The sequence below is a fragment of the Saccharothrix tamanrassetensis genome (assembly GCF_014203665.1).
Lineage (GTDB): Bacteria > Actinomycetota > Actinomycetes > Mycobacteriales > Pseudonocardiaceae > Actinosynnema > Actinosynnema tamanrassetense.
In genome coordinates this window covers 125,295-143,856 of record NZ_JACHJN010000004.1, presented here as the reverse complement: position 1 = coordinate 143,856, position 18,562 = coordinate 125,295, and the positions used below count along the sequence as shown (strand labels likewise).

Below are 18,562 nucleotides of genomic sequence, written 5' to 3'. Positions count from 1 at the left end.
GAGCGCTACTCGTGAGTAGCAATGCTGTGTGACGCAGTTCACGGCAGTGTGGGGCGTGCGACGATGGCTCGCATGCGGTTCGGCGAGCGTGACGTGGCCCAAGATCGCGCTCTGGTGATGGCGATCGTCAACCGGACGCGGGATTCGTTCTACGACAAGGGGTCCACCTTCGAGGACGAGGCCGCGATGGCGGCTGTCGACCGGGCCGTGGCCGACGGGGCGGACGTCGTGGACATCGGTGGTGTGAAGGCCGGGTCCAAGGGCGAAGCGGTGGATGCGGCCGAGGAGGCCCGACGGGTCGTGCCGTTCGTGGCGGCGGTGCGGGAGCGGCACCCGTCGCTGGTGATCAGCGTGGACACGTGGCGGCACGAGGTCGGTCGTGCGGTCTGCGCGGTCGGGGCGGACCTGATCAACGACACGTGGGCGGGCGCGGACCCTCGGCTGGCGGAGGTCGCGGCCGAGTTCGGGGTCGGCATCGTGTGCTCGCACACCGGTGGGCTCGCGCCGCGCACCGACCCGCACCGGGTGCGTTACGACGACGTCGTGGCGGCCGTGGTGGCGGAGTTGGTGGAACGGGCGGAGCGGATGGTGGCGCTCGGCGTGCCGCGTGCCGGGGTGCTGATCGACCCGACGCACGACTTCGGGAAGAACACCTGGCACGGGCTGGAGTTGTTGCGACGGCTGGGTGAGCTCGTCGGTACGGGGTGGCCGGTGTTGATGGCGTTGTCCAACAAGGACTTCGTCGGGGAGACGCTCGGCGCGGACGTGGACGACCGGGTGGACGGGACGCTCGCCGCTACGTCGGTGGCGGCGTTCCTGGGTGCGAAGGTGTTCCGGGCGCATCAGGTGCGGCAGACGCGCAAGGTGGTGGAGATGGTGGCGGGTATCGCGGGTACCAGGCCGCCGGTGCGGGCTTTGCGTGCGTTGGCGTGATGTGCGGTGGTCGGGGGCCTAGGTGGGGTGGCTCATCTGGGGTGTGTGAGGGCGTGGGAAGCGTCCAGCGGCGTCGGTTCCGAGGTGTTCGGTACTCCAGCGGTCCTGGTAGTAGCCGGGGGTCGTGGTGAGTTCGGCGTGGGTGCCGCGTTGGGTGATCCGGCCGTCTTCGATGACCACGATCTCGTCGAAGTCTTGTAGTGGTGCGAGGCGGTGCGTCACCAGGACGACGGTTTTCGCGTGGGTCCGGACGTGGCCCAGGACGCGGCTCAGGACCTCGTCGCCGTGGTGGATGGTGAGGCCTTCGACTGGTTCGTCCAGGAGGAGGATGTCCGGGTTGGCGAGTAGGGCGCGGGCCAGCAGGAGTCGCTGCCGTTGTCCGCCGGACAGTTCGTCGCCTTGTTCGCCGACGACGGCGTCCCAGTCGACGTCCAGGTCCACGAGTCGGGCAACGTGGTCGAGTTGTTCCTCGGTTGCGTCGGGGTCGGCCAGTTGGACGTTGACCCGTGCGGTTCGGTGGAAGACGTGCGCGTCGGCCAGTGCTCCCTTCGCTGCGCCGGGGTGTGCGGCTGCGATGCTGCGGAGAAGGGTGCTCTTGCCGGCGCCGCTGGGGCCGACGATGCCGATCCTCTTGCCGGGTTCGATGTGCAGCGGCGGGGGCGTGCGGGCGGGTTCCGGTCGGGGTGTCAGCACTTCCTCGACGCGGGACAGGGAGCCGCGTATCTCGGCCCATCGTTGGGCTGCGGCGGTGAGCGGGATCGTCAGTTCCAGGGTTGCTACTGCGCCCAGCACGATGTGTGCGGGGGAGCCTTGGATCAACAGTGTCAGCGCGGTGCCGAACTGGGTTGCCACAGCGAGGGCGGTCAGTGCGGCCGTGACGATCGATGCGCGCTTTTCACGTGCTGCCAAATCGTCGATGACGGAGGCGGTGCGGGTCAGTTGGTGTTCCATCGCGCCGAAGGCGGTCAGCTCGGCTGCGCCTTCGCGGAGGGTGACGGTTCGGTCGGCCAGGTCGGCGCGTAGCGGGGCCAGGGTCCGAAGGTGTTCGGCTGCCAGGGCGTAGGCGCTCAAGGGAATCAGTAGGACTGCCAGGATCAGGCCCGTGATCAGGGGGAGCGGGAATCCGGTGGCGGCTAGTGCGATCACTCCGACCAGGGTGGCTGTGGCGGCGGGGAGCAGGCATCGGAGGATGGCGTCTTGCAGGGCGTCCACGTCGGAGACCAGGCGGGTCAGGGCGTCGCCGCTGCGCAGTGGGGGTGGACGTTTCACGAGGGAGTCGTAGATCCGGCCGCGGAGTTCCACCATGCCGCGCAGGACCGCGTCGTGGCTGGTCAAGCGTTCGACGTAGCGCAGGGTGCCGCGGGCGATGGCCAGGGTTCGGACGGTGACGATTGCGACTGTCAGTGCGGATAGTGGGGGTTGGTCCGCTGCTCGCATGATCAGCCACACGGCGGTGACCATCAAGCCGATTCCTGCCAGTTCGGCGGCTGTGCTCATGGTTACGGCCGCTATCAGTCGTTTCATTGTGGTGCCTTCGGGGACTGCGAGTGATGATGGTCGTTTTTGCTCAGGCCTGAGAAGAAAAGCGTCCTCGCCGGACGGGCACCTGGTGGTGTGGGTGTGGCGGGTGGTCATCGGAGTTCCACTACTCGGTCCACCTCGGTCAGGAGTGCGGGGCGGTGGGCCACTACCAGGGCTGTTCTTCCTCGGGTCCACTCGCGTGTTGCTCGTAGCACCGTCTCCTCGGTCCGGTTGTCCAGGCGGGATGTCGGTTCGTCCAGTAGCAGCATTCGGGCGGAGTCGCGGGCTATGGCTCGGGCCACGGCGACTCGTTGTCGTTCACCGGAGGACAGCGGGTGGTCGGTGTCGACCAGGTCGTTCAGTCCTACGGCTTGTGCTGCTGCCTGCACGTTCGCTTCGGGGGCGCCCAGGGCGATGTTCTCCGCGACCGTGCCCGGGAACAGGGTTGGTCGTTGGGGAACCCACGCCAGTTGGCGTAGCCATTCGGTCCGATCCAGTTCTCGTAGGTCGGTGTCGGCTATGAGGATTCGGCCGGACGAGGGGTGGACCTCGCCGAGCAGTGCTGCCAGCAGGCTGCTCTTTCCTGCGCCGCTGGGGCCGATCAGTGCGACTCGCTCACCTGGCGCGACTTGTAGGTTGAAGTCGGTCAGGGCTGGTTCGGCGCGGTTCGGGTAATGAATCTCTACGTGGTCGAACGTGATTGAGGATCGTCGCAGGTCGGGGGAACGGCGTTGGATCGCGAGGGGTTTCGGGCGGGTGGTTTTCATCGCTTGTTCCAGGACTGCCAGGCCTTCTGCGCTGGCGTGGAACTGGGCGCCGGCGGCTCGGAGAGGTAGGTAGGCCTCGGGGGCGAGTAGTAGCACCAGGAGAGCCACCTGCAACGTCACGCCGCCGTGCAGTAGTCGCAAGCCGACCGGTACGGCGACCAGGGCGACCGACAAGGTGGCTACCAACTCCAGTACGAGGGCTGACAGGAACGCGACTCGTAGTGTTCGGATTGTCTCGTCCGCGTGGGCTGCGGCCATTGCGCGCACTGTTCGTGCCTGTGCCTCGGCGCGTCCGAAGAGGCGCAGCGTGCTCAGGCCTTGCACGACGTCGAGGAAGTGTCCGCCGACGGCGGCCATCGCGGACCACTGTCGGCGTGTCCGGTCGCGGGTGTGCATTCCCACCAGGGCTGCGAATACCGGGATGAGGGGGAGGGTCAGGGCGATGGTCAGTGCGGAACCCCAGTCGGCGAACGACAAGCGCGCGAGTACTGCCAGGGGGACGGCTACCGAGACCACCAGTTGCGGTAGGTAGCCGGCCAGGTAGGGCTCGATGGCGTCCAGGCCCTTGACCACCAGGGTGGTCAGTTCGCCGGTTGGGCCGGATGAGTTGCGCAGCAAGTGTTTCCGCAGGTCGGCTTTGACCGATGCTGCTTCACGTTGTGTCACAACGCGTCCGGCCCATACGAGGAGGGCCCTGGCTGCGATTGTTGCGATCAGCAGGACCAGGCCGGCGCCGGTGCTGAGTACGGAGGCCAGCAGTTCCGCTTGAGCCAGTACGAGGATTGCGGTGGCGGTCGCCAGGAGGGTCAGGGTGACGACGTATCTCCGGTCAACGTGTCGCACGGGACATCCACCAGGTTGTCCACTGGAACACCAGTACCAGCGGTAGGACTGCCAGGGCGGGCCAGGTCAGCGCTTCCAGCGTCGGTGCGTGCGACATCGTCTCGGTGGTCACCACGGCTTGGGCCCCGAAGACCGCCAGGGCCGGTACGGCGCATGTCGTCGCGGTGCAGAGGAAGGCCAGGAGGTAAAGCCTCCTGCGCAGGGCCGGCCAGGTTCCGCCGAGTAGGAACAGGACGAGGGTGGCGCCGGCCCAACCGTATGTGGGTGCCTGTACCGGGCCGCTGAGAAGCACTGCCGCCACGACGAAAGCCGCGCTGGGTGCGATCAGTACGCGGGCGAGCAGGACGGCTCGTGAGCGCAGGGGACCGTGCAGTCGCCATGTCAGGAAAACGGCTCCGTGCAACAGGAACATCGTCACCAGACCTGCCGCCCACAGGAACGGGGGACCACCCAGCACGTTGCCCAGCAGCACGCCCCAACCGGCGGCCACGATCAGCGCTCCGGCGACCAGTGGCACGTCCCACAACGGATGGGATCGCAGTTGTACCGCGGCGGTGAACATCACCAGACCCACCAGGATCGTGACGAAGGAACCGTGGTGGGCGGACAGCAGTTCTCCCTCCAGGCGGGGGAAAGCGCCGAACAGGACTCCTACGGCGGCGACCAGCCACACCTCGTTGCCCAGGAAGAACGGCGTCATGGTGCGGATCACCCCGGTCCGTTCGGCCTCGTCGCGGCCGACGAAGCGGAACAGCAGCCCGACGCCGTAGTCGAAGCCCGCCAACGCGAAGTAGCCCGCTGTCAGCAGTCCGAGCAGGGCGACCCACAAGCCTTCCACGGCGAACTTCCCTTCACAGAGCCGGAACGAGCGGGGACACGGGAGCCGGCGCGTCCACCGGACCCCGGCGGACCAGGCGGGCGATGAGGATCCAGTCGGCGATCGCCAGCACGGCGAAGACGGCGGTGAACGCGATGAAGGAGAACAACATGCCTTCGCGGCTGACGTCGGACAGCGCGTCCTCGGTGCGCAGCAGGCCGTAGACCAGCCAGGGTTGCCGTCCCAGTTCGCGGAACAGCCAGCCGCCGATGGCCGCGATGAACGGCAGCGGGATGCCGATCACCATCAGGTACAGCGGGAAGCGCATCCGGACCACCCAGTCGCGGAACAGCAGCGGCACGGTCAGCCAGCTCACCAGGAACAGCACCAACCCGATCTGGATCATGAAGCCGAGCCCGGCCCCGCCCGCGCCGGACACGTCCTCCGTCTTACCGGGCTGGAACTCCCCGATGATCGGGAACTGGCCGAAGCCGACCCCGATCAGGAACGGCGTGACGATCGCGGTCAGCACCACGCCCGTGCGCAGCGACCGGCGGAAGAAGTCGACCTCGGCGGTGCGCTTGATGAAGTGGTAGGCGCTGACGCCGGTGAGGAAGACGCCGCCGACGGTCAGCGCGGCCAGCAGGACGTGCAGGAACGCCAGGCCGAACAGCGGGTTGGCCACCAGCGCCGGGAAGTCGACCAGGCGCAGCACGCCGTCGCGCTCCTCGTGGCCGACCGGGTGTTGCAGGAAGGCGTTGGCCACCATGATCCAGAACGCGGACGCGTAGGCGGTCAGCGCCACCAGCCAGATCAGCGCCAGGTGCACCCACTTGCCCAGCCGGTCCCAGCCGAAGATCCACAGCCCCAGGAACGTCGACTCCAGGAAGAACGCCACCAGCGTCTCCACGGCCAGCGGCGCGCCGAACACGTCGCCCGCGTAGTGCGACAGCCCCGACCAGTTCAGCCCGAACTGGAACTCCATCACGATGCCGGTGGCGATGCCCAGGGCGTAGTTCACCACGTAGAGCCGGCCCCAGAAGCGCGTCATCCGGGCGTGCACCGGCTTGTCCGTCAGTGCCGCCCGCGTCTGCATGACCGCCACCACCGTCACCAGTCCCAGCGTCAGCAGCACGAACAGGAAGTGGAAGGACGTGGTGACGGCGAACTGGAGCCGGGCGAGTCCGAGTGCGTCCATGAGTAGCGACCGTATATGTAGGCAGACTACCTCTGTATCCGGTATCTCCCTGATGTGTCCCTGGTTGCCGACCCGTAGAGTGGCTACCTATGAAGTCGGACGCGTTGCGAGGGCATCTCGACGCGCTGCTGCTGGCCACGCTGGACGGCGGGCAGCTGCACGGCTACGCCATCATCGAGGCGCTGCAACTGCGCAGCGGCGGCGCGCTGGACCTGCCCACCGGCACCGTCTACCCGGCCCTGCGCCGGCTGGAGACGGCCGGCCTGGTGGCCAGCGAGTGGAGCACGGTCGGCGGGCGGCAGCGCCGCACCTACCGGCTGACCAAGGCGGGGCAGCGGGCACTGGCCACCGAACGGACCGCGTGGCGGGAGTTCACCGCCGCGATCGAAGGCGTCCTGGGGGGTGGGCCGTGGCCGGCGCAGACGTGATCGACGACTACCTGACCGCGCTGGACCGCCGGCTGCGCGGCCCCGAGCACGTGAAGGAAGACCTGCTCGCGGAGGCCCGGGACAGCCTGGACGACGCGGCGGCGGCCTACCGGGACGGTGGGCTGGCCGCCGAGGACGCCCAGCGCCGGGCGGTCGCCGACTTCGGCCCGGTGAACCGGATCGCCCGCGACTACCAGGGCCTGCTCGCCCTGGCGCACGGCGTGCGCACGCTGTGGACGCTGCTCCTGGTCGTCCCGCTGGCCCGGGTGATGTGGGAGCTAAACCGCAGCTTCTGGATCGGCTCGTGGCCGGCGTTCGACCCCGCCGGCCCGCCGCCGGACTGGTACCTCCTGATCGCCCGGGCCAACGACTCGGCCGCCTGGATCGTGGCCGGCGCAGCCCTGGGCGCGCTGGCGTCCGGCCGCCTGCTGGCCCGTCGGGGGTGGAGCACGGTCAAGCTGGCCCGGCTGTCCGGGCTGGTGGCCGTGGGCGCGGTCGGCGTCAGCCTGTTCGGCAACGTGTCGATCATGATCGCCACTGCCCTGGTGGACGCGGCCCGGCTGCTGATGTCCCCGCCGGTCGGGTTGGCCAGCCTGGTGTCCCTGGTGATCATGCTCCGACTGCTGGTCCTCGCACGGCGCTGCGTGGTGTTCTCCACCATCTGAACCACACCGCGCTGCCGGTCGCCGGAACGCCCTCTTCCGACACTTCCTTACGGCCCTCAAGCGCCGCGTGTGCCACGATCGTCCCGTGACCACCGCGCTCATCTACCTCGTCGTCATGGTCCTCGTGGCGGCCGTGGTGTTCCTGCTGGCCTCTCTCGTCTTCGGACGCGGCGAGGAGCTGGCCCCGCTGCCGCCCGGCGCGTCGCCGACCCGGCTGCCCGCCGACGAGCCGACCCCGGACGACGTGCGTGGACTCCAGTTCCAGCAGGTCTTCCGCGGCTACAAGATGACCGAGGTCGACTGGGCGCTGGACCGGTTGGCCACCGAGGTCGAACGGCTCCGGGCCCGGGTCTCCGAGCTGGAGTCCGAGCGGGAGCCGCAACGTGACCCGGCTTGAGCTGCGGGTCGACGTCGCGGCACCCGCCGAGACGACGTGGGCGGCGGTGACCGACTGGGCGCGCCAAGGCGAGTGGATGCTGTTCACCGAGGTCCGGGTGACCGGCGGCCAGGGCCTCGGCACGGAGCTGTCCGCGTTCACCGGGCTCGGCCTGATCGGCTTCACCGACACCATGCGCGTCACCGCCTGGGAGCCGCCGCACCGCTGCGCCGTCCTGCACACCGGTCGGTTCGTGCGCGGAACGGCCGAGTTCCGGGTCGTCCCGCACGGCGAGCGCAGCGAGTTCATCTGGTCCGAGGACATCCCGAAGGTGCTGGGGCTGGCGTTCGCGCCGGGGGTGCGCTGGTCCCTGCGCAGGTTCGCCGAGTTCGCACGGGAGTACCACCGATGATCCGTTGCCCCTGGGGCGACAGCACGCCGGACTACATCGACTACCACGACAACGAGTGGGGCGTCGAGCTGCACGGCGACGCGGCCCTGTTCGAGCGGATGTGCCTGGAGTCGTTCCAGTCCGGGCTGTCCTGGATCACCATCCTGCGCAAGCGGGAGAACTTCCGGCGCGCGTTCGACGACTTCCGACCGGAGGTCGTCGCCGAGTACGGGCCGGAGGACTTCGACCGGCTGATGGCCGACGCGGGCATCGTGCGCAACCGCGCCAAGATCAACGCGGCGATCAACAACGCCCGCGTGGTCACCGGCCTCGACGTGGGCCTGGACGAGCTGCTCTGGTCGTTCGCCCCGGAGGACCACCGGCGACCGCCGACCGCGGACGACGTGCCGGCGATCACACCGGAGTCGAAGGCGATGGCCAAGGAGCTCAAGCGCCGCGGGTTCGTGTTCCTCGGCCCCACCACCTGCTACGCGCTGATGCAGGCCACCGGCATGGTCGACGACCACATCGCGGCCTGCTTCCGCGCCACCGGGCCCGCTACCGCCCGGTGAACCGGGCCGGCCGCTTCTCCACGAACGCCGCGACCGCCTCGCGGTGGTCCGCCGTCGCACCGGCCTCGGCCTGGGTGCGCGCCTCCACGTCCAGCGCGGCGGCCAGTTCGCCGGAGAACGCCATCGCCTCCTTGATCTTGGCGTAGGCGGTGGTCGGCCCGGCGGCGAACTCGCGGGCCAGCGCCTGGGCGGTGGACAGCGCCTCGCCGTCCGGCACGACCTGGGTGACCATGCCGATGCGCAGCGCCTCCTCGGCCCCCACCGGCTGGGCCAGCAGCATCATCTCCATCGCCCGACCGTGCCCGATCAGCCTGGGCAGCGTCCACGACGCGCCCGAGTCGGCCGTCAGGCCCACGTTCGCGAACGCCATCAGGAACTTCGACGACGACGCCGCGACCCGCAGGTCGCACGCGTAGGCCAGGGCCGCGCCCGCGCCCGCCGCCGTGCCGTTGACCGCCGCGATCACCGGCTTCGGCATCCCCACGACCGCCTTGATCAGCGGGTTGTAGTGCCGTTCCACGGTCTTCAGCGGGGTCGGGTCGCCCGCCTGGAGCAACCCGATGTGCTCTTTGAGGTCCTGACCCGCGCAGAACGCCCGGCCCGCCCCGGTGATCACCACGGCGCGCACCGACTCGTCCTTCGCCGTCTCGTGCACCGCGTCCAGCAGCCGTTCCTTCAACGCGACGGTGAACGAGTTGAACGACTCCGGCCGGTTGAGGGTGAAGGTGCGAACACCGTCGGCGTCGTCGATGAGGAGTTCGGACACGTAGGACCTCCGGTCTAGTCGTTTCCCAGGCTGTCGTCCACGAACCTGCGCACGGCCGGCGCGAGCCGCGCGGTGTGCCGGTCGAAGAACCCCGCCGCCGCCCGCCCCGGCCAGTCCGCCGGCAGCAGGTCACGGGGCAGTCCCGGGTCGCGGAACAGGAACTTCCGCCACGCGTGCAGGAACCGCTGGGACGCGGCGAACGCCGCAGCGGGCGACGAACCGTCCACTGCGGACATCACCGGCTCCCACTCGGCGACGAACCGCGCGTAGTCCGCTCCCAGGGTGTCCAGGTCCCAGGCCCGCGCCGCCAACTCCGCGGCCGGTCCCTCGTGTTCACCGTGGAACGTGCTGGCCGCCACACCGTCGGCGGCCAGCACGTCGGACAGCTCCGGTGAGGGCCGCGGCGCGATCCACGTCACGGGGCCGAGCGCGCCGTAACCGAGCAGTTGCAGCGAGGAGGCGAGCCGGTCGCGGGCCTCCCGCGCGGGCAGTTCCTCCAGCACCACGACGTGCCAGCGACCGTCCCACGTGGACGGCCGGGTCCGGTAGATGCGGGCCGCGGCCTCGTCCAGCCGCCGTTCCGCCCGAGGTGTCATCGCGTAGCCGGGGCCGGATGCCAGCCGAACCGGCTCCAACCAGCCCTGCCGCACGGTCCGCGAGACGGCGGTGCGCACCGCCGGGGCCGCGAAGTCCAGCGGTTCGAGCAGCCGGACGAGGGCAGCGATGGTCGCCGCGCCACCCCGCTCGCGGAGGTGGCCGCCGTAGACGTCGAAGAGCGCGGAACGTGCTCGCACGAGATCCGAGTCTGTCAGGGCGACCCCGCGACACGCCACAGCCCCGGAATCGGTCACGACCAGGTGACGGCGAAAGCGGCGGCCGAAAATCGTTGGGGCACCGCGATCCTGGCGTTGAACAGGGCGTTGGTGAAGATCGTCGGCAAGTCACGGATCGGTTGGAAAGATCGGTTCGGTTTCGCCGTCGAGTCCGCATAGGGGAGAATGGGCGGAGTATCCGGCCCTGGTCGGACGGGGAAGATGTTGACGGAGGGAGCACGCGATGGCGGCCATGAAGCCCCGGACCGGCGACGGTCCCCTTGAGGTCACCAAGGAGGGGCGTGGCATCGTGATGCGCGTTCCACTTGAGGGTGGGGGGCGCCTCGTCGTCGAAATGTCGGCAGACGAGGCCAACGCCCTGGGCGACGCCCTCAAGGCAGCCGCTGGCTGACCCAGCCGGAGCGAGAAATCGTCGAAGCCCCGGTTTCCACAGTGGAACCGGGGCATCACTTCGTCCAGAAAACCCCTGCCGAGGAGTACCAGTGCGCCTGCCCGTGCCCACCCCGCTGGTCGCCGTCGAGGTGGCCGACACCCTCCGGCGCGGTGTGGGCCGGGTGGTCCTGGCCAGTCCCGGCGAACCACCCGTCCTGGGCCCGGGCGGTGCGGACGTGGAGGTGACCGAGGAGGTCACCGGCAAGGCGGGCACGACCCACAAGCGGAACGGGCACTGGGTGCTGGGCGTGGGGGAGGGCAGTCCGGCCGACTGGCGCACGGCAGGCGCGTCCCTGGCGAGGGCGCTGCAGGGCGACGCGGAGGGGGACGGCGGCACGACGTTCGACGTGCGGCTGACCGACACGGCGGACGTCCAGCCGTTCGTCCTGGGCCTGCTCCTGGGTGGCTACCGCTACCGGGTCACCAACGAGGAAGCGCCCAAGCGGCTCAAGTCGCTGCGCCTGGTGGGCGCCCCCTCGCCCGACGAGGTCCGCCGAGCCGTCGACCTGGCCACCGCGACCGCCCTGACCAGGGACCTGGCCAACTCCCCGGCCAACGTGAAGGACCCGGCCTGGCTGGCGACGACAGCGGCCAAGCTGGCCGGGACCGTCCCCGGCCTGGAGGTCGAGGTGCGGGACGAGAACTGGCTGACCCGCGAGGGCTTCGGCGGCGTGCTGGCGGTCGGCAACGGCTCGGCCAGGCCACCACGGCTGGTGCACCTGACCTGGAACGGCGCCCCCGATGCCCCTCACCTGGTGCTCGTCGGCAAGGGCATCACGTTCGACACGGGCGGCATCTCCGTCAAGCCGGCCGACGGGATGCACCTGATGCGCACGGACATGGCGGGCGGCGCGGCCGTGATCGCGGCCGTGATCGCCATCGCCCGCCGAAGCCTGCCGATCAGGGTGACCGGCCTCGTCCCGTGCGCGGAGAACCACGTGTCCGGCACCGCCTACCGCCCAGGCGACGTGATCCGCCACTACGGCGGCACCACCACCGAGGTCACCAACACCGACGCCGAGGGCCGCCTGGTACTCGCCGACGCCATCGCGTACGCGGTGCGGAACCTGAAGCCCGACGCCCTGGTGGACGTGGCGACGCTGACCGGAGCGATGAAGGTAAGCCTCGGCGTACGCACCGGAGGGCTCTTCGCCACCAGCGACGACCTGGCCGCCCAACTCACCGAGGCAGGCACCCGAACCGGCGAGGCATGGTGGCGGATGCCGCTGCCGGAAGATCTCGCCGACGACGTGCAGAGCGACCTCGCCGACCTCCGCCAATGCCCACCGGGACCGGGCGGGATCACGGCAGCCCTGTTCCTGCGGGAGTTCACCAACGGCGTCCCCTGGGCCCACCTGGACATCGCCGGCCCCGCCCGAGCCGACAAGACCTACGCCGAAGTAGTCCCCGGCGCCACCGGCTTCGCCACCCGAACCCTCGTAGCCCTGGCCGAGCACTACCACCAGCCCTAACCCACCACCACACCCCGCCACACCTGCGGTTCAGCCGCGCGCCCCGCGCACACCCCTGCCCAGGGCCTGCGCGCCCCGTGCACACCTCTGCCCTGCGTGTCATCCCCGTATGGCCTGCCCGTCCGGCGAGGACGCCCTTACGCCCTCCAGACCTTGCCCAGCGAGGCCACCCTTCGAGCCACCCCCCCGTCCGGCAAGGACGCTTCGAGGTCACCACCAGCCACCCTCAAAACTCCAACGGAACCGTCACCGGCGCACCAGCCTCGAACCCCGTCTCCCCCAACACCGGCAACGTCACAGGCCCGGACACCACCGACACCCCCACCGAGCGCACGTCCGCCGGCACCTCCACCACCAGCGCCACCGGGAACGTGTCACCCCCGTATCGAGCCCCCACCACCGGTGCCCGCCCGCCGTCGGGCAACGTCACCGCGATCAGGTCCTTGGTGATCGACGCCCCGGCGGTCTGCGGCAACCCCTTGCCCCTCAGCCGCAGCTCCAGCAACGCCCGATCCGGCGCGGACGCCGTCACCAGCGCGTACTGACCGTCCGCGCTGACCGGCCGCTGCCGCCCCAGCCGGACCCGCTCGACCTCCAGCGTCCCCTCCTGCCCGCCCAGCTTCACCCGCTGCGACACGGACGTGCCCGCCGGCCCGACACCCCGCCGCAACACCGCCGGCCCGTCCGTCAGCACCTTCCCGGACGGCACCTCCACCCGCTGCTCCAACGACTTCGCGCCGACCGTGTTCAGCACCAGCTCCTCGGAGCCGCCCGCCTCGGGCACGGTGTAGACCACGAACACCGTCCCCGACTCGGGCAACCGCTCCAGCGGCAGCTGGTGCCGCCGCCCCGGAACCTGCAACGCCAGCTCGGGCGGCTGCGGCACCCACCCGCTCCACGGCGTCTGCCGGAACGCCGAGTCCGTCTCGCGCAACCGCTCCACCTCCAGCCGCAGCACCCGCAACCGCACCCCGTGCTCGGCCCGCAGCTCCCCCTGCTCGGTGCGCCAAGACTCCGGGATCCCGTAGCCGGTGAGCCGCACCGCGAGCTGGTCGTCCCGGATCCACGCGGACGCCTCGCCCAACTGCCGCCCACTCTCCGACGCCTGCCCGTCGGACGCCTCACCCTCCGACGCCTGCCCCTCGGACGCCTCGGATTCCGACTGCTCACCCTCCGACCGCTCACCCGCCACCGCCCCGTCACCCGGCAGCACCGCGAGGAAGTCCGGCCCCGCCTCGCCGACCCCCTGGTCCGCCTCGGCCTCCCGCCCGTCGGTGCGGACCAGCTTGCCCACCGGTGTGCTCCGGCTGCCCAGCTCCGGCACCTGCGGCGGCTGCACCTCCAGCCGGACGCCGGCGTCGCCGCGCTCGACCTCCTTCAGCGGCACCGGCACCCAGTCCGTGGCCGCCGCGGTGCCCGGCACCTGCACCGGACCGCACCACAACCGGCTGTCCACCTCGGACTCCGCGCCGGTCCGGGCGAACCAGCAGTTGACCGCCTCCTGCCCGGCGCGCGCTACGTACCCGAAGCTCAACGTGTAGCTCAGCTCCGCCTCGGCCCGCATCTGAAGCCCCTGCGGATCCACGACCGGGCGACCCTCGAAGGTGAGCGGCACCGGGGCGGACGACCGCACCGGAGCCGCCCCGCACCCGGCCATGGCCAGCACGGCCACCGCGACCACAACCCACCGCATGTGACCCCCAGTAGTTGATCCCCTACTGGTTAAAGGCGGTCACCACCCGATCGGGTTGCTACGACCTGACGTGACGCACATCACATGGTGACGATGAGCGATCACTCAACGCTGTTCGAGGGCCGCCCGGTACACGTCCACGGTCGACGAGGCCACCGAAGCCCAGGAGAACTCCCGCTCCGCCCGCTCCCGGCCCGCCAGCCCGAACGCACGGGCCCGCGCCGGATCACCCAGCACCTCGTTCACCGCGTCCGCCAGCCCGACCCGGAACGCCTCCTCGTCCGTCGCGTCGTAGTGCACCAGCAGCCCGGTCCGGCCGTGGTCCACCACCTCCGGGATGCCGCCGACGTCCGACGCCACGACGGCCGTCCCGCAGGCCATCGCCTCCAGGTTCACGATCCCCAGCGGCTCGTACACCGACGGGCACACGAACACCGCCGAGTGGCTCAGGATCTGCCGCACGTCGGTGGTCGGCAGCATCTCCCGGATCCAGACCACGCCCGGTCGCGCAGCGGCCAGCTCCGCCACCGCGGCCCGGGTCTCCTCGGCGATCTCCGGCGTGTCCGGCGCACCCGCGCACAGCACGACCTGCGCGTCGTGCGAGATCCGGTGCGCCGCCGCGACCAGGTGCCCGACGCCCTTCTGCCGGGTGATCCGCCCGACGAAGGTCACGATCGGCCGCGACGGGTCGATCCCGTACCGCGCCAACGCGTCCGTCTCCGACACCGGGTGGTACATCACCGTGTCGATGCCGTTGCGCACCACGTGCACCCTGGCCGGGTCCAGCGCGGGGTAGCAGTCCAGCACGTCGGCCCGCATCCCCTCGCTGACCGCGATGATCGCGTCCGCCGCCTCGTACGCGGTGCGCTCCACCCACGACGAGATCCGGTACCCGCCGCCCAGCTGCTCGGCCTTCCACGGCCGCCGCGGCTCCAGCGAGTGCGCGGTGACCACGTGGGGGATGCCGTGGAGCAGCTTCGCCAGGTGCCCGGCCAGGTTGGCGTACCAGGTGTGCGAGTGCGCGACCTGCACGCCACCCAGCGCGGCGGCGATCCCCAGGTCCGCCGACAGCACGCCCAACGCGGGGTTCGCCTCGGCCAGGCCCGGAACCGGGTTGTGCGCCAGGGCGTCCGGGCGGGGCCCGCCGAAGGCGTGCACCTCCACGTCCACCAGTTCGCGCAACCTCGGCACCAGGAAACCGACGTGCACCCCCGCCCCGCCGTAGACCTCCGGCGGGTACTCCCGTGTCAGCAGTCCAATTCGCACGTCGCCCACGGTAACCCCGGACCGCCGGGTGTCCGGGTGGACGGCCGGAGTCCGCGCCCGCTCGGCGTTGGTGGGCCGGTGCCCGCCCGGTTAGGGTCGTTGTCGTGAAAGGGCAACCGCACGTACTAGGAATTGTCCTCGCCGGTGGCGAAGGCAAACGGCTGTGGCCGTTGACCGCCGACCGGGCAAAGCCCGCGGTGCCCTTCGGCGGTAACTACCGGCTGGTCGACTTCGTGCTGTCCAACCTCGTCAACGCCGGTTTCGTCCGGCTGTGCGTGTTGACGCAGTACAAATCGCATTCGCTGGACCGGCACATCTCGACCACGTGGCGGCTGTCCAACGTCCTCGGCCAGTACGTCACGCCGGTGCCCGCCCAGCAGCGCCTCGGGCCGCGCTGGTACACCGGCAGCGCGGACGCCATCTTCCAGTCCCTCAACCTGGTCAACGACGAGAAGCCGGACCACGTGGTCATCTTCGGCGCCGACCACGTCTACCGGATGGACCCCGGCCAGATGGTCGACCAGCACATCGCGACCGGCGCGGGCGTCACCGTGGCGGGCATCCGGGTGCCGCGCACCGAGGCCAAGGCGTTCGGCTGCATCGACTCCGACGAGTCCGGCCGGATCACCCGGTTCCTGGAGAAGCCCTCCGACCCGCCGCACGTGCCGGGCGACCCGGACGTCACGTTCGCCTCCATGGGCAACTACGTGTTCACCACCGAAGCTTTGCGGGAGGCGCTGCGCGCGGACGCCGCCAACCCCGACTCCGACCACGACATGGGCGGCGACATCATCCCCATGATGGTCGACCAGGGCCACGCGAACGTCTACGACTTCAGCGACAACGTGGTCCCGGGCGAGACCGACCGCGACCGCGGCTACTGGCGCGACGTGGGGACCATCGACGCCTACTACGACGCGCACATGGACCTGGTGTCGGTGAACCCGGTGTTCAACCTCTACAACCAGGCGTGGCCGATCCGCACCGCCACCCCGCCGCTGCCGCCCGCGAAGTTCATCGCGGGCGGCAGCGCCGAGGACTCCATGGTCGGTCCCGGTTCGATCATCTCCGGCACCATCCACGGCTCGGTCGTGTCTTCGGACGTGGTGGTGGAGAACGGTTCCGTGGTGCAGGGCAGCGTGCTGCTGCCGGGCGTGCGGATCGGGCGCGGCGCGGTGGTGCGGCGGGCCATCCTGGACAAGAACGTGGTCGTCCCGGACGGGGCGCTGATCGGCGTCGACCCGATCACGGACCGGCAGCGCTACACCATCTCGGCGGGCGGCGTCACAGTCCTGGGGAAGGGTGTCACGGCAGCTTGAGGGCGTGCCCGGTGGTCTCGTCCACGTGGTCGGGGACCTCTTCGTGCCGGTCCCCGACGGTCGACGTGCCGGACGGCTCGACCACCAGGACGTGCGCGCCGGACACCGACGACGGCTTGTGCTCGACGCCGCGCGGCACCACGAACACGTCGCCCTTGCCCATGTGCACGGTCCGGTCCCGCAGCGCGATGTCCATCTCGCCGTCGATCACCATGAAGAACTCGTCCGTGTCGGCGTGCGAGTGCCACAGGTGCTCGCCCCGCAGCTTCGTCACGCGGATGTCGTAGTCGTTCACGGTCGTCACGATCCGCGGGCTCCACAGCGCGTCGAAGCTGGCCAGGGCCTTGTCGATGTTCACCGGTTCCATGAGAGCCATCCTGCGGGCTTTGCCGACGACCCGGTGAGTGCTAGGAATCGCACATGTCGCCTGATTCCTCGCACCGGGTCGTGATGATCGTCGACACCGGCTCGAACCCGTTCGAGATGAGCGTGGCCACCGAGCTGTTCGGGCTGGCCCGCCCCGAGCTGGGCGACCGCCCCTGGTACTCGTTCACGCTCTGCGCGCCCGGTCCCGTGACCATGAACGCCGGCTTCTTCACGCTGTCCGGCGTGCCCGACCTGTCGGCGGTGGACGAGGCCGACACGGTGATCGTGTCCAACCGCCCCGACTCGTGGGTCCGCCCGCCCGACGAGCTGCTGGACGCGATCCGCCGCGCGCACGCCCGAGGCGCCCGCCTGGTCAGCTTCTGCACCGGCGCGTTCACCCTGGCCCACGCCGGGCTGCTGGACGGCCGCCGCGCCACCACCCACTGGCAGTGGGCCGACCTGTTCGAGGAGCTGTTCCCGGACGTCACCCTCGTCCCGGACGTCCTGTACGTGGACGACGGCGACATCCACACCGCCGCCGGCAGCGTCGCCGCGCTCGACCTGGGCCTGCACCTGATCCGCCAGGACCACGGGGTGGAGGTCGTGAACACGGTGTCCCGCCGGCTGGTCTTCGCCGCCCACCGCGACGGCGGCCAGCGCCAGTTCGTGAAGCGGCCGGTGCCGCCCGTCCGGGACGCCTCGCTGGCCCCGGTCCTGGGGTGGGCCCGGGAACACCTGGCCGAGCCGTTCACCGTCACCGACCTGGCCGCGCGGGCCGCGATGAGCCCCGCCACCCTGCACCGCCGCTTCCAGCAGGAACTCGGCACGACTCCACTCGCGTGGCTGACCGCCGAACGAGTGGACCTGGCCCGCGTGCTCCTCGAACGGGGCGAGACCCGGCTGGACGTCGTCGCCCGCCGGTCGGGCCTCGGCTCGGCGTCCAACCTGCGAGCACAGCTGCGCCGCCGCACCGGTCTGACGCCCACCGCCTACCGCCAGCGCTTCGGCCCGGCCGCCTGAGATCGGCGCTCCGGCCCATGGGCCGCGTCGAATCGGTGCCGGGGCCTGCCTGCCTCGCGGTCGGCGCGTCGAATCAGCCCTGGAGGCCTGCCCGCTCGATGCTCCGTCGGAGCACCCGACGCCCCGCTGAAAGCGATGCCCCGGTCAGGGGGACTTCGCCGCCACCAGCAGCCCGTCCCCCAGCGGGAGGATCACCGGCACCAGCCGGTCGTCCTCGCGCACCGAGCGGACCACGTCCCGCATCGCCACCGTCTCCGGGTCGCGGTTCGCGGCATCGGCGACCTTCCCGCCCCACAGCACGTTGTCGAACGCGATCACCCCGCCCGGCCGCAGCAGCCGCACGCCCTCGTGCAGGTACTTCGGGTACTCGGACTTGGCCGCGTCCACGAACACCAGGTCGTACGCGCCGTCGGTCAGCCGGGGCAGCACGTCCAGCGCCTGCCCCATGATCAGTCGGGTCCGGGACACCGCGATGCCCGCCTCGGCGAACGCCACGCGGGCCGCCCGCTGGTGCTCCGGCTGCACGTCGATCGAGGTCAGCACGCCCGCCGCGGGCATGCCGCCGAGCAGGTACAGCGCGCCCACCCCGGCACCCGTGCCGACCTCCACCACGGCCTTGGCCTGCAACGCGGTCGCCAGGAACCGCAGGGCCGCGCCGCCGCCGGAGCCGATCGGCACACAGCCCAACTCGACGCCACGCGCCCGGGCGGCCGTGATCACGGCGTCCTCGGGCAGGTAGCGCTCCACGTACTCGCGCACCGGCGCATCCACAGCGAGAGGTTAACGCCGGACGCGGCGGATCGGGTGAATCTCCCGTGCACCGGAATTCTCAGCGTGCTCTCAGCCGACTCTCACGATGGTTATAAGCGGGACCGGCACGCTTG

Annotated in this window: 20 protein-coding genes; 10 read left to right on the top strand and 10 right to left on the bottom strand. The window is 70.6% G+C overall.

All coding sequences use genetic code 11. The features are described from left to right. Nucleotides 1–63: 63 nt before the first annotated feature. On the top strand, nucleotides 64–933 hold the full coding sequence (folP, locus tag FHS29_RS13710; protein WP_184691013.1) for a dihydropteroate synthase: 870 nt from the start codon (nucleotides 64–66) through the stop codon (nucleotides 931–933). Between the two features lie 18 nt (nucleotides 934–951). On the opposite strand, the gene FHS29_RS13705 is transcribed toward folP, so the two are convergent. The 4 genes from FHS29_RS13705 to FHS29_RS13690 are packed head-to-tail and all read right to left on the bottom strand — an operon-like array spanning nucleotide 952 to nucleotide 6,079. Beyond that, nucleotides 952–2,568: an amino acid ABC transporter ATP-binding/permease protein gene (locus FHS29_RS13705; protein ID WP_246440294.1), complete on the bottom strand. Its 1,617-nt coding sequence runs from the start codon at nucleotides 2,566–2,568 to the stop codon at nucleotides 952–954. Beyond that, nucleotides 2,565–4,064, bottom strand: coding sequence for a thiol reductant ABC exporter subunit CydD (gene cydD / locus FHS29_RS13700; protein WP_184691012.1), 1,500 nt, complete (start codon nucleotides 4,062–4,064; stop codon nucleotides 2,565–2,567). Before cydD ends, FHS29_RS13705 begins: the two co-directional genes overlap by 4 nt. Next, complete coding sequence (locus tag FHS29_RS13695) at nucleotides 4,051–4,902, bottom strand: cytochrome d ubiquinol oxidase subunit II (RefSeq protein WP_184691011.1); 852 nt, start codon at nucleotides 4,900–4,902, stop codon at nucleotides 4,051–4,053. The genes cydD and FHS29_RS13695 overlap by 14 nt, the downstream gene beginning before the upstream one ends. 13 nt (nucleotides 4,903–4,915) lie before the next feature. Beyond that, nucleotides 4,916–6,079 carry a cytochrome ubiquinol oxidase subunit I gene (locus tag FHS29_RS13690; RefSeq protein ID WP_184691010.1) on the bottom strand — a complete coding sequence of 388 codons (1,164 nt, stop codon included), beginning with the start codon at nucleotides 6,077–6,079 and terminating at the stop codon, nucleotides 4,916–4,918. An 89-nt stretch (nucleotides 6,080–6,168) separates the two neighbouring features. Here FHS29_RS13690 and FHS29_RS13685 point away from each other — a divergent pair, with 89 nt between their 5' ends. The 5 genes from FHS29_RS13685 to FHS29_RS13665 all read left to right on the top strand — a co-directional run bounded on the left by FHS29_RS13685 (nucleotide 6,169) and on the right by FHS29_RS13665 (nucleotide 8,511). Further along, complete coding sequence (locus tag FHS29_RS13685) at nucleotides 6,169–6,507, top strand: PadR family transcriptional regulator (protein WP_184691009.1); 339 nt, start codon at nucleotides 6,169–6,171, stop codon at nucleotides 6,505–6,507. After that, on the top strand, nucleotides 6,489–7,172 hold the full coding sequence (locus FHS29_RS13680; protein WP_184691008.1) for a permease prefix domain 1-containing protein: 684 nt from the start codon (nucleotides 6,489–6,491) through the stop codon (nucleotides 7,170–7,172). Before FHS29_RS13685 ends, FHS29_RS13680 begins: the two co-directional genes overlap by 19 nt. Nucleotides 7,173–7,257: 85 nt before the next feature. Continuing rightward, on the top strand, nucleotides 7,258–7,569 hold the full coding sequence (locus tag FHS29_RS13675; RefSeq protein WP_184691007.1) for a DivIVA domain-containing protein: 312 nt from the start codon (nucleotides 7,258–7,260) through the stop codon (nucleotides 7,567–7,569). Next, the gene (locus tag FHS29_RS13670) at nucleotides 7,556–7,960 is read left to right on the top strand and encodes an SRPBCC family protein (RefSeq protein WP_184691006.1); all 405 of its coding nucleotides are present in this window, start codon (nucleotides 7,556–7,558) and stop codon (nucleotides 7,958–7,960) included. Before FHS29_RS13675 ends, FHS29_RS13670 begins: the two co-directional genes overlap by 14 nt. Beyond that, a complete protein-coding gene (locus FHS29_RS13665) occupies nucleotides 7,957–8,511 on the top strand; it encodes a DNA-3-methyladenine glycosylase I (RefSeq protein WP_184691005.1) in 555 nt (184 codons plus the stop codon). The genes FHS29_RS13670 and FHS29_RS13665 overlap by 4 nt, the downstream gene beginning before the upstream one ends. Here FHS29_RS13665 and FHS29_RS13660 read toward each other — a convergent pair. Together FHS29_RS13660 and FHS29_RS13655 are read right to left on the bottom strand one after the other, a co-directional pair. Continuing rightward, entirely contained in the window at nucleotides 8,498–9,277 is a 780-nt protein-coding gene (locus FHS29_RS13660) for an enoyl-CoA hydratase-related protein (RefSeq protein ID WP_184691004.1), read from the bottom strand. The genes FHS29_RS13665 and FHS29_RS13660 overlap by 14 nt on opposite strands. A 14-nt stretch (nucleotides 9,278–9,291) precedes the next feature. Next, entirely contained in the window at nucleotides 9,292–10,071 is a 780-nt protein-coding gene (locus FHS29_RS13655; RefSeq protein ID WP_184691003.1) for a PaaX family transcriptional regulator, read from the bottom strand. A 262-nt stretch (nucleotides 10,072–10,333) separates the two neighbouring features. Here FHS29_RS13655 and FHS29_RS13650 point away from each other — a divergent pair, with 262 nt between their 5' ends. After that, entirely contained in the window at nucleotides 10,334–10,501 is a 168-nt protein-coding gene (locus FHS29_RS13650; RefSeq protein ID WP_012783412.1) for a DUF3117 domain-containing protein, read from the top strand. Nucleotides 10,502–10,592: 91 nt separating this feature from the next. After that, on the top strand, nucleotides 10,593–12,014 hold the full coding sequence (locus FHS29_RS13645) for a leucyl aminopeptidase (protein WP_184691002.1): 1,422 nt from the start codon (nucleotides 10,593–10,595) through the stop codon (nucleotides 12,012–12,014). A 226-nt stretch (nucleotides 12,015–12,240) separates the two neighbouring features. Here the strand turns inward: FHS29_RS13645 and FHS29_RS13640 are convergent, their stop codons facing one another. Together FHS29_RS13640 and glgA are read right to left on the bottom strand one after the other, a co-directional pair. Then, the gene (locus FHS29_RS13640) at nucleotides 12,241–13,707 is read right to left on the bottom strand and encodes a hypothetical protein (protein ID WP_184691001.1); all 1,467 of its coding nucleotides are present in this window, start codon (nucleotides 13,705–13,707) and stop codon (nucleotides 12,241–12,243) included. Between the two features lie 105 nt (nucleotides 13,708–13,812). After that, entirely contained in the window at nucleotides 13,813–14,973 is a 1,161-nt protein-coding gene (gene glgA, locus FHS29_RS13635) for a glycogen synthase (RefSeq protein ID WP_184691000.1), read from the bottom strand. A gap of 104 nt (nucleotides 14,974–15,077) precedes the next feature. Here glgA and glgC point away from each other — a divergent pair, with 104 nt between their 5' ends. Continuing rightward, a complete protein-coding gene (gene glgC / locus FHS29_RS13630) occupies nucleotides 15,078–16,292 on the top strand; it encodes a glucose-1-phosphate adenylyltransferase (protein ID WP_184690999.1) in 1,215 nt (404 codons plus the stop codon). On the opposite strand, the gene FHS29_RS13625 is transcribed toward glgC, so the two are convergent. After that, complete coding sequence (locus FHS29_RS13625) at nucleotides 16,279–16,668, bottom strand: cupin domain-containing protein (protein WP_376774428.1); 390 nt, start codon at nucleotides 16,666–16,668, stop codon at nucleotides 16,279–16,281. The two genes, glgC and FHS29_RS13625, sit on opposite strands and share 14 nt — an antisense overlap. 44 nt (nucleotides 16,669–16,712) lie before the next feature. Here FHS29_RS13625 and FHS29_RS13620 point away from each other — a divergent pair, with 44 nt between their 5' ends. Further along, entirely contained in the window at nucleotides 16,713–17,678 is a 966-nt protein-coding gene (locus tag FHS29_RS13620) for a helix-turn-helix domain-containing protein (RefSeq protein WP_184690997.1), read from the top strand. A 144-nt stretch (nucleotides 17,679–17,822) separates the two neighbouring features. Here the strand turns inward: FHS29_RS13620 and FHS29_RS13615 are convergent, their stop codons facing one another. Next, entirely contained in the window at nucleotides 17,823–18,449 is a 627-nt protein-coding gene (locus tag FHS29_RS13615; RefSeq protein ID WP_184690996.1) for an O-methyltransferase, read from the bottom strand. Nucleotides 18,450–18,562 lie beyond the last annotated feature (113 nt).

Coding starts and splice junctions, on each gene's coding strand:
- folP (WP_184691013.1), top strand. CDS start 64: ATGGCTCGCATGCGGTTCGGCGAGCGTGACGTGGCCCAAGATCGCGCT.
- FHS29_RS13705 (WP_246440294.1), bottom strand. CDS start 2,568: ATGACCACCCGCCACACCCACACCACCAGGTGCCCGTCCGGCGAGGAC.
- FHS29_RS13690 (WP_184691010.1), bottom strand. CDS start 6,079: ATGGACGCACTCGGACTCGCCCGGCTCCAGTTCGCCGTCACCACGTCC.
- FHS29_RS13685 (WP_184691009.1), top strand. CDS start 6,169: ATGAAGTCGGACGCGTTGCGAGGGCATCTCGACGCGCTGCTGCTGGCC.
- FHS29_RS13665 (WP_184691005.1), top strand. CDS start 7,957: ATGATCCGTTGCCCCTGGGGCGACAGCACGCCGGACTACATCGACTAC.
- FHS29_RS13650 (WP_012783412.1), top strand. CDS start 10,334: ATGGCGGCCATGAAGCCCCGGACCGGCGACGGTCCCCTTGAGGTCACC.
- FHS29_RS13640 (WP_184691001.1), bottom strand. CDS start 13,707: ATGCGGTGGGTTGTGGTCGCGGTGGCCGTGCTGGCCATGGCCGGGTGC.
- FHS29_RS13625 (WP_376774428.1), bottom strand. CDS start 16,668: ATGGCTCTCATGGAACCGGTGAACATCGACAAGGCCCTGGCCAGCTTC.
- FHS29_RS13620 (WP_184690997.1), top strand. CDS start 16,713: ATGTCGCCTGATTCCTCGCACCGGGTCGTGATGATCGTCGACACCGGC.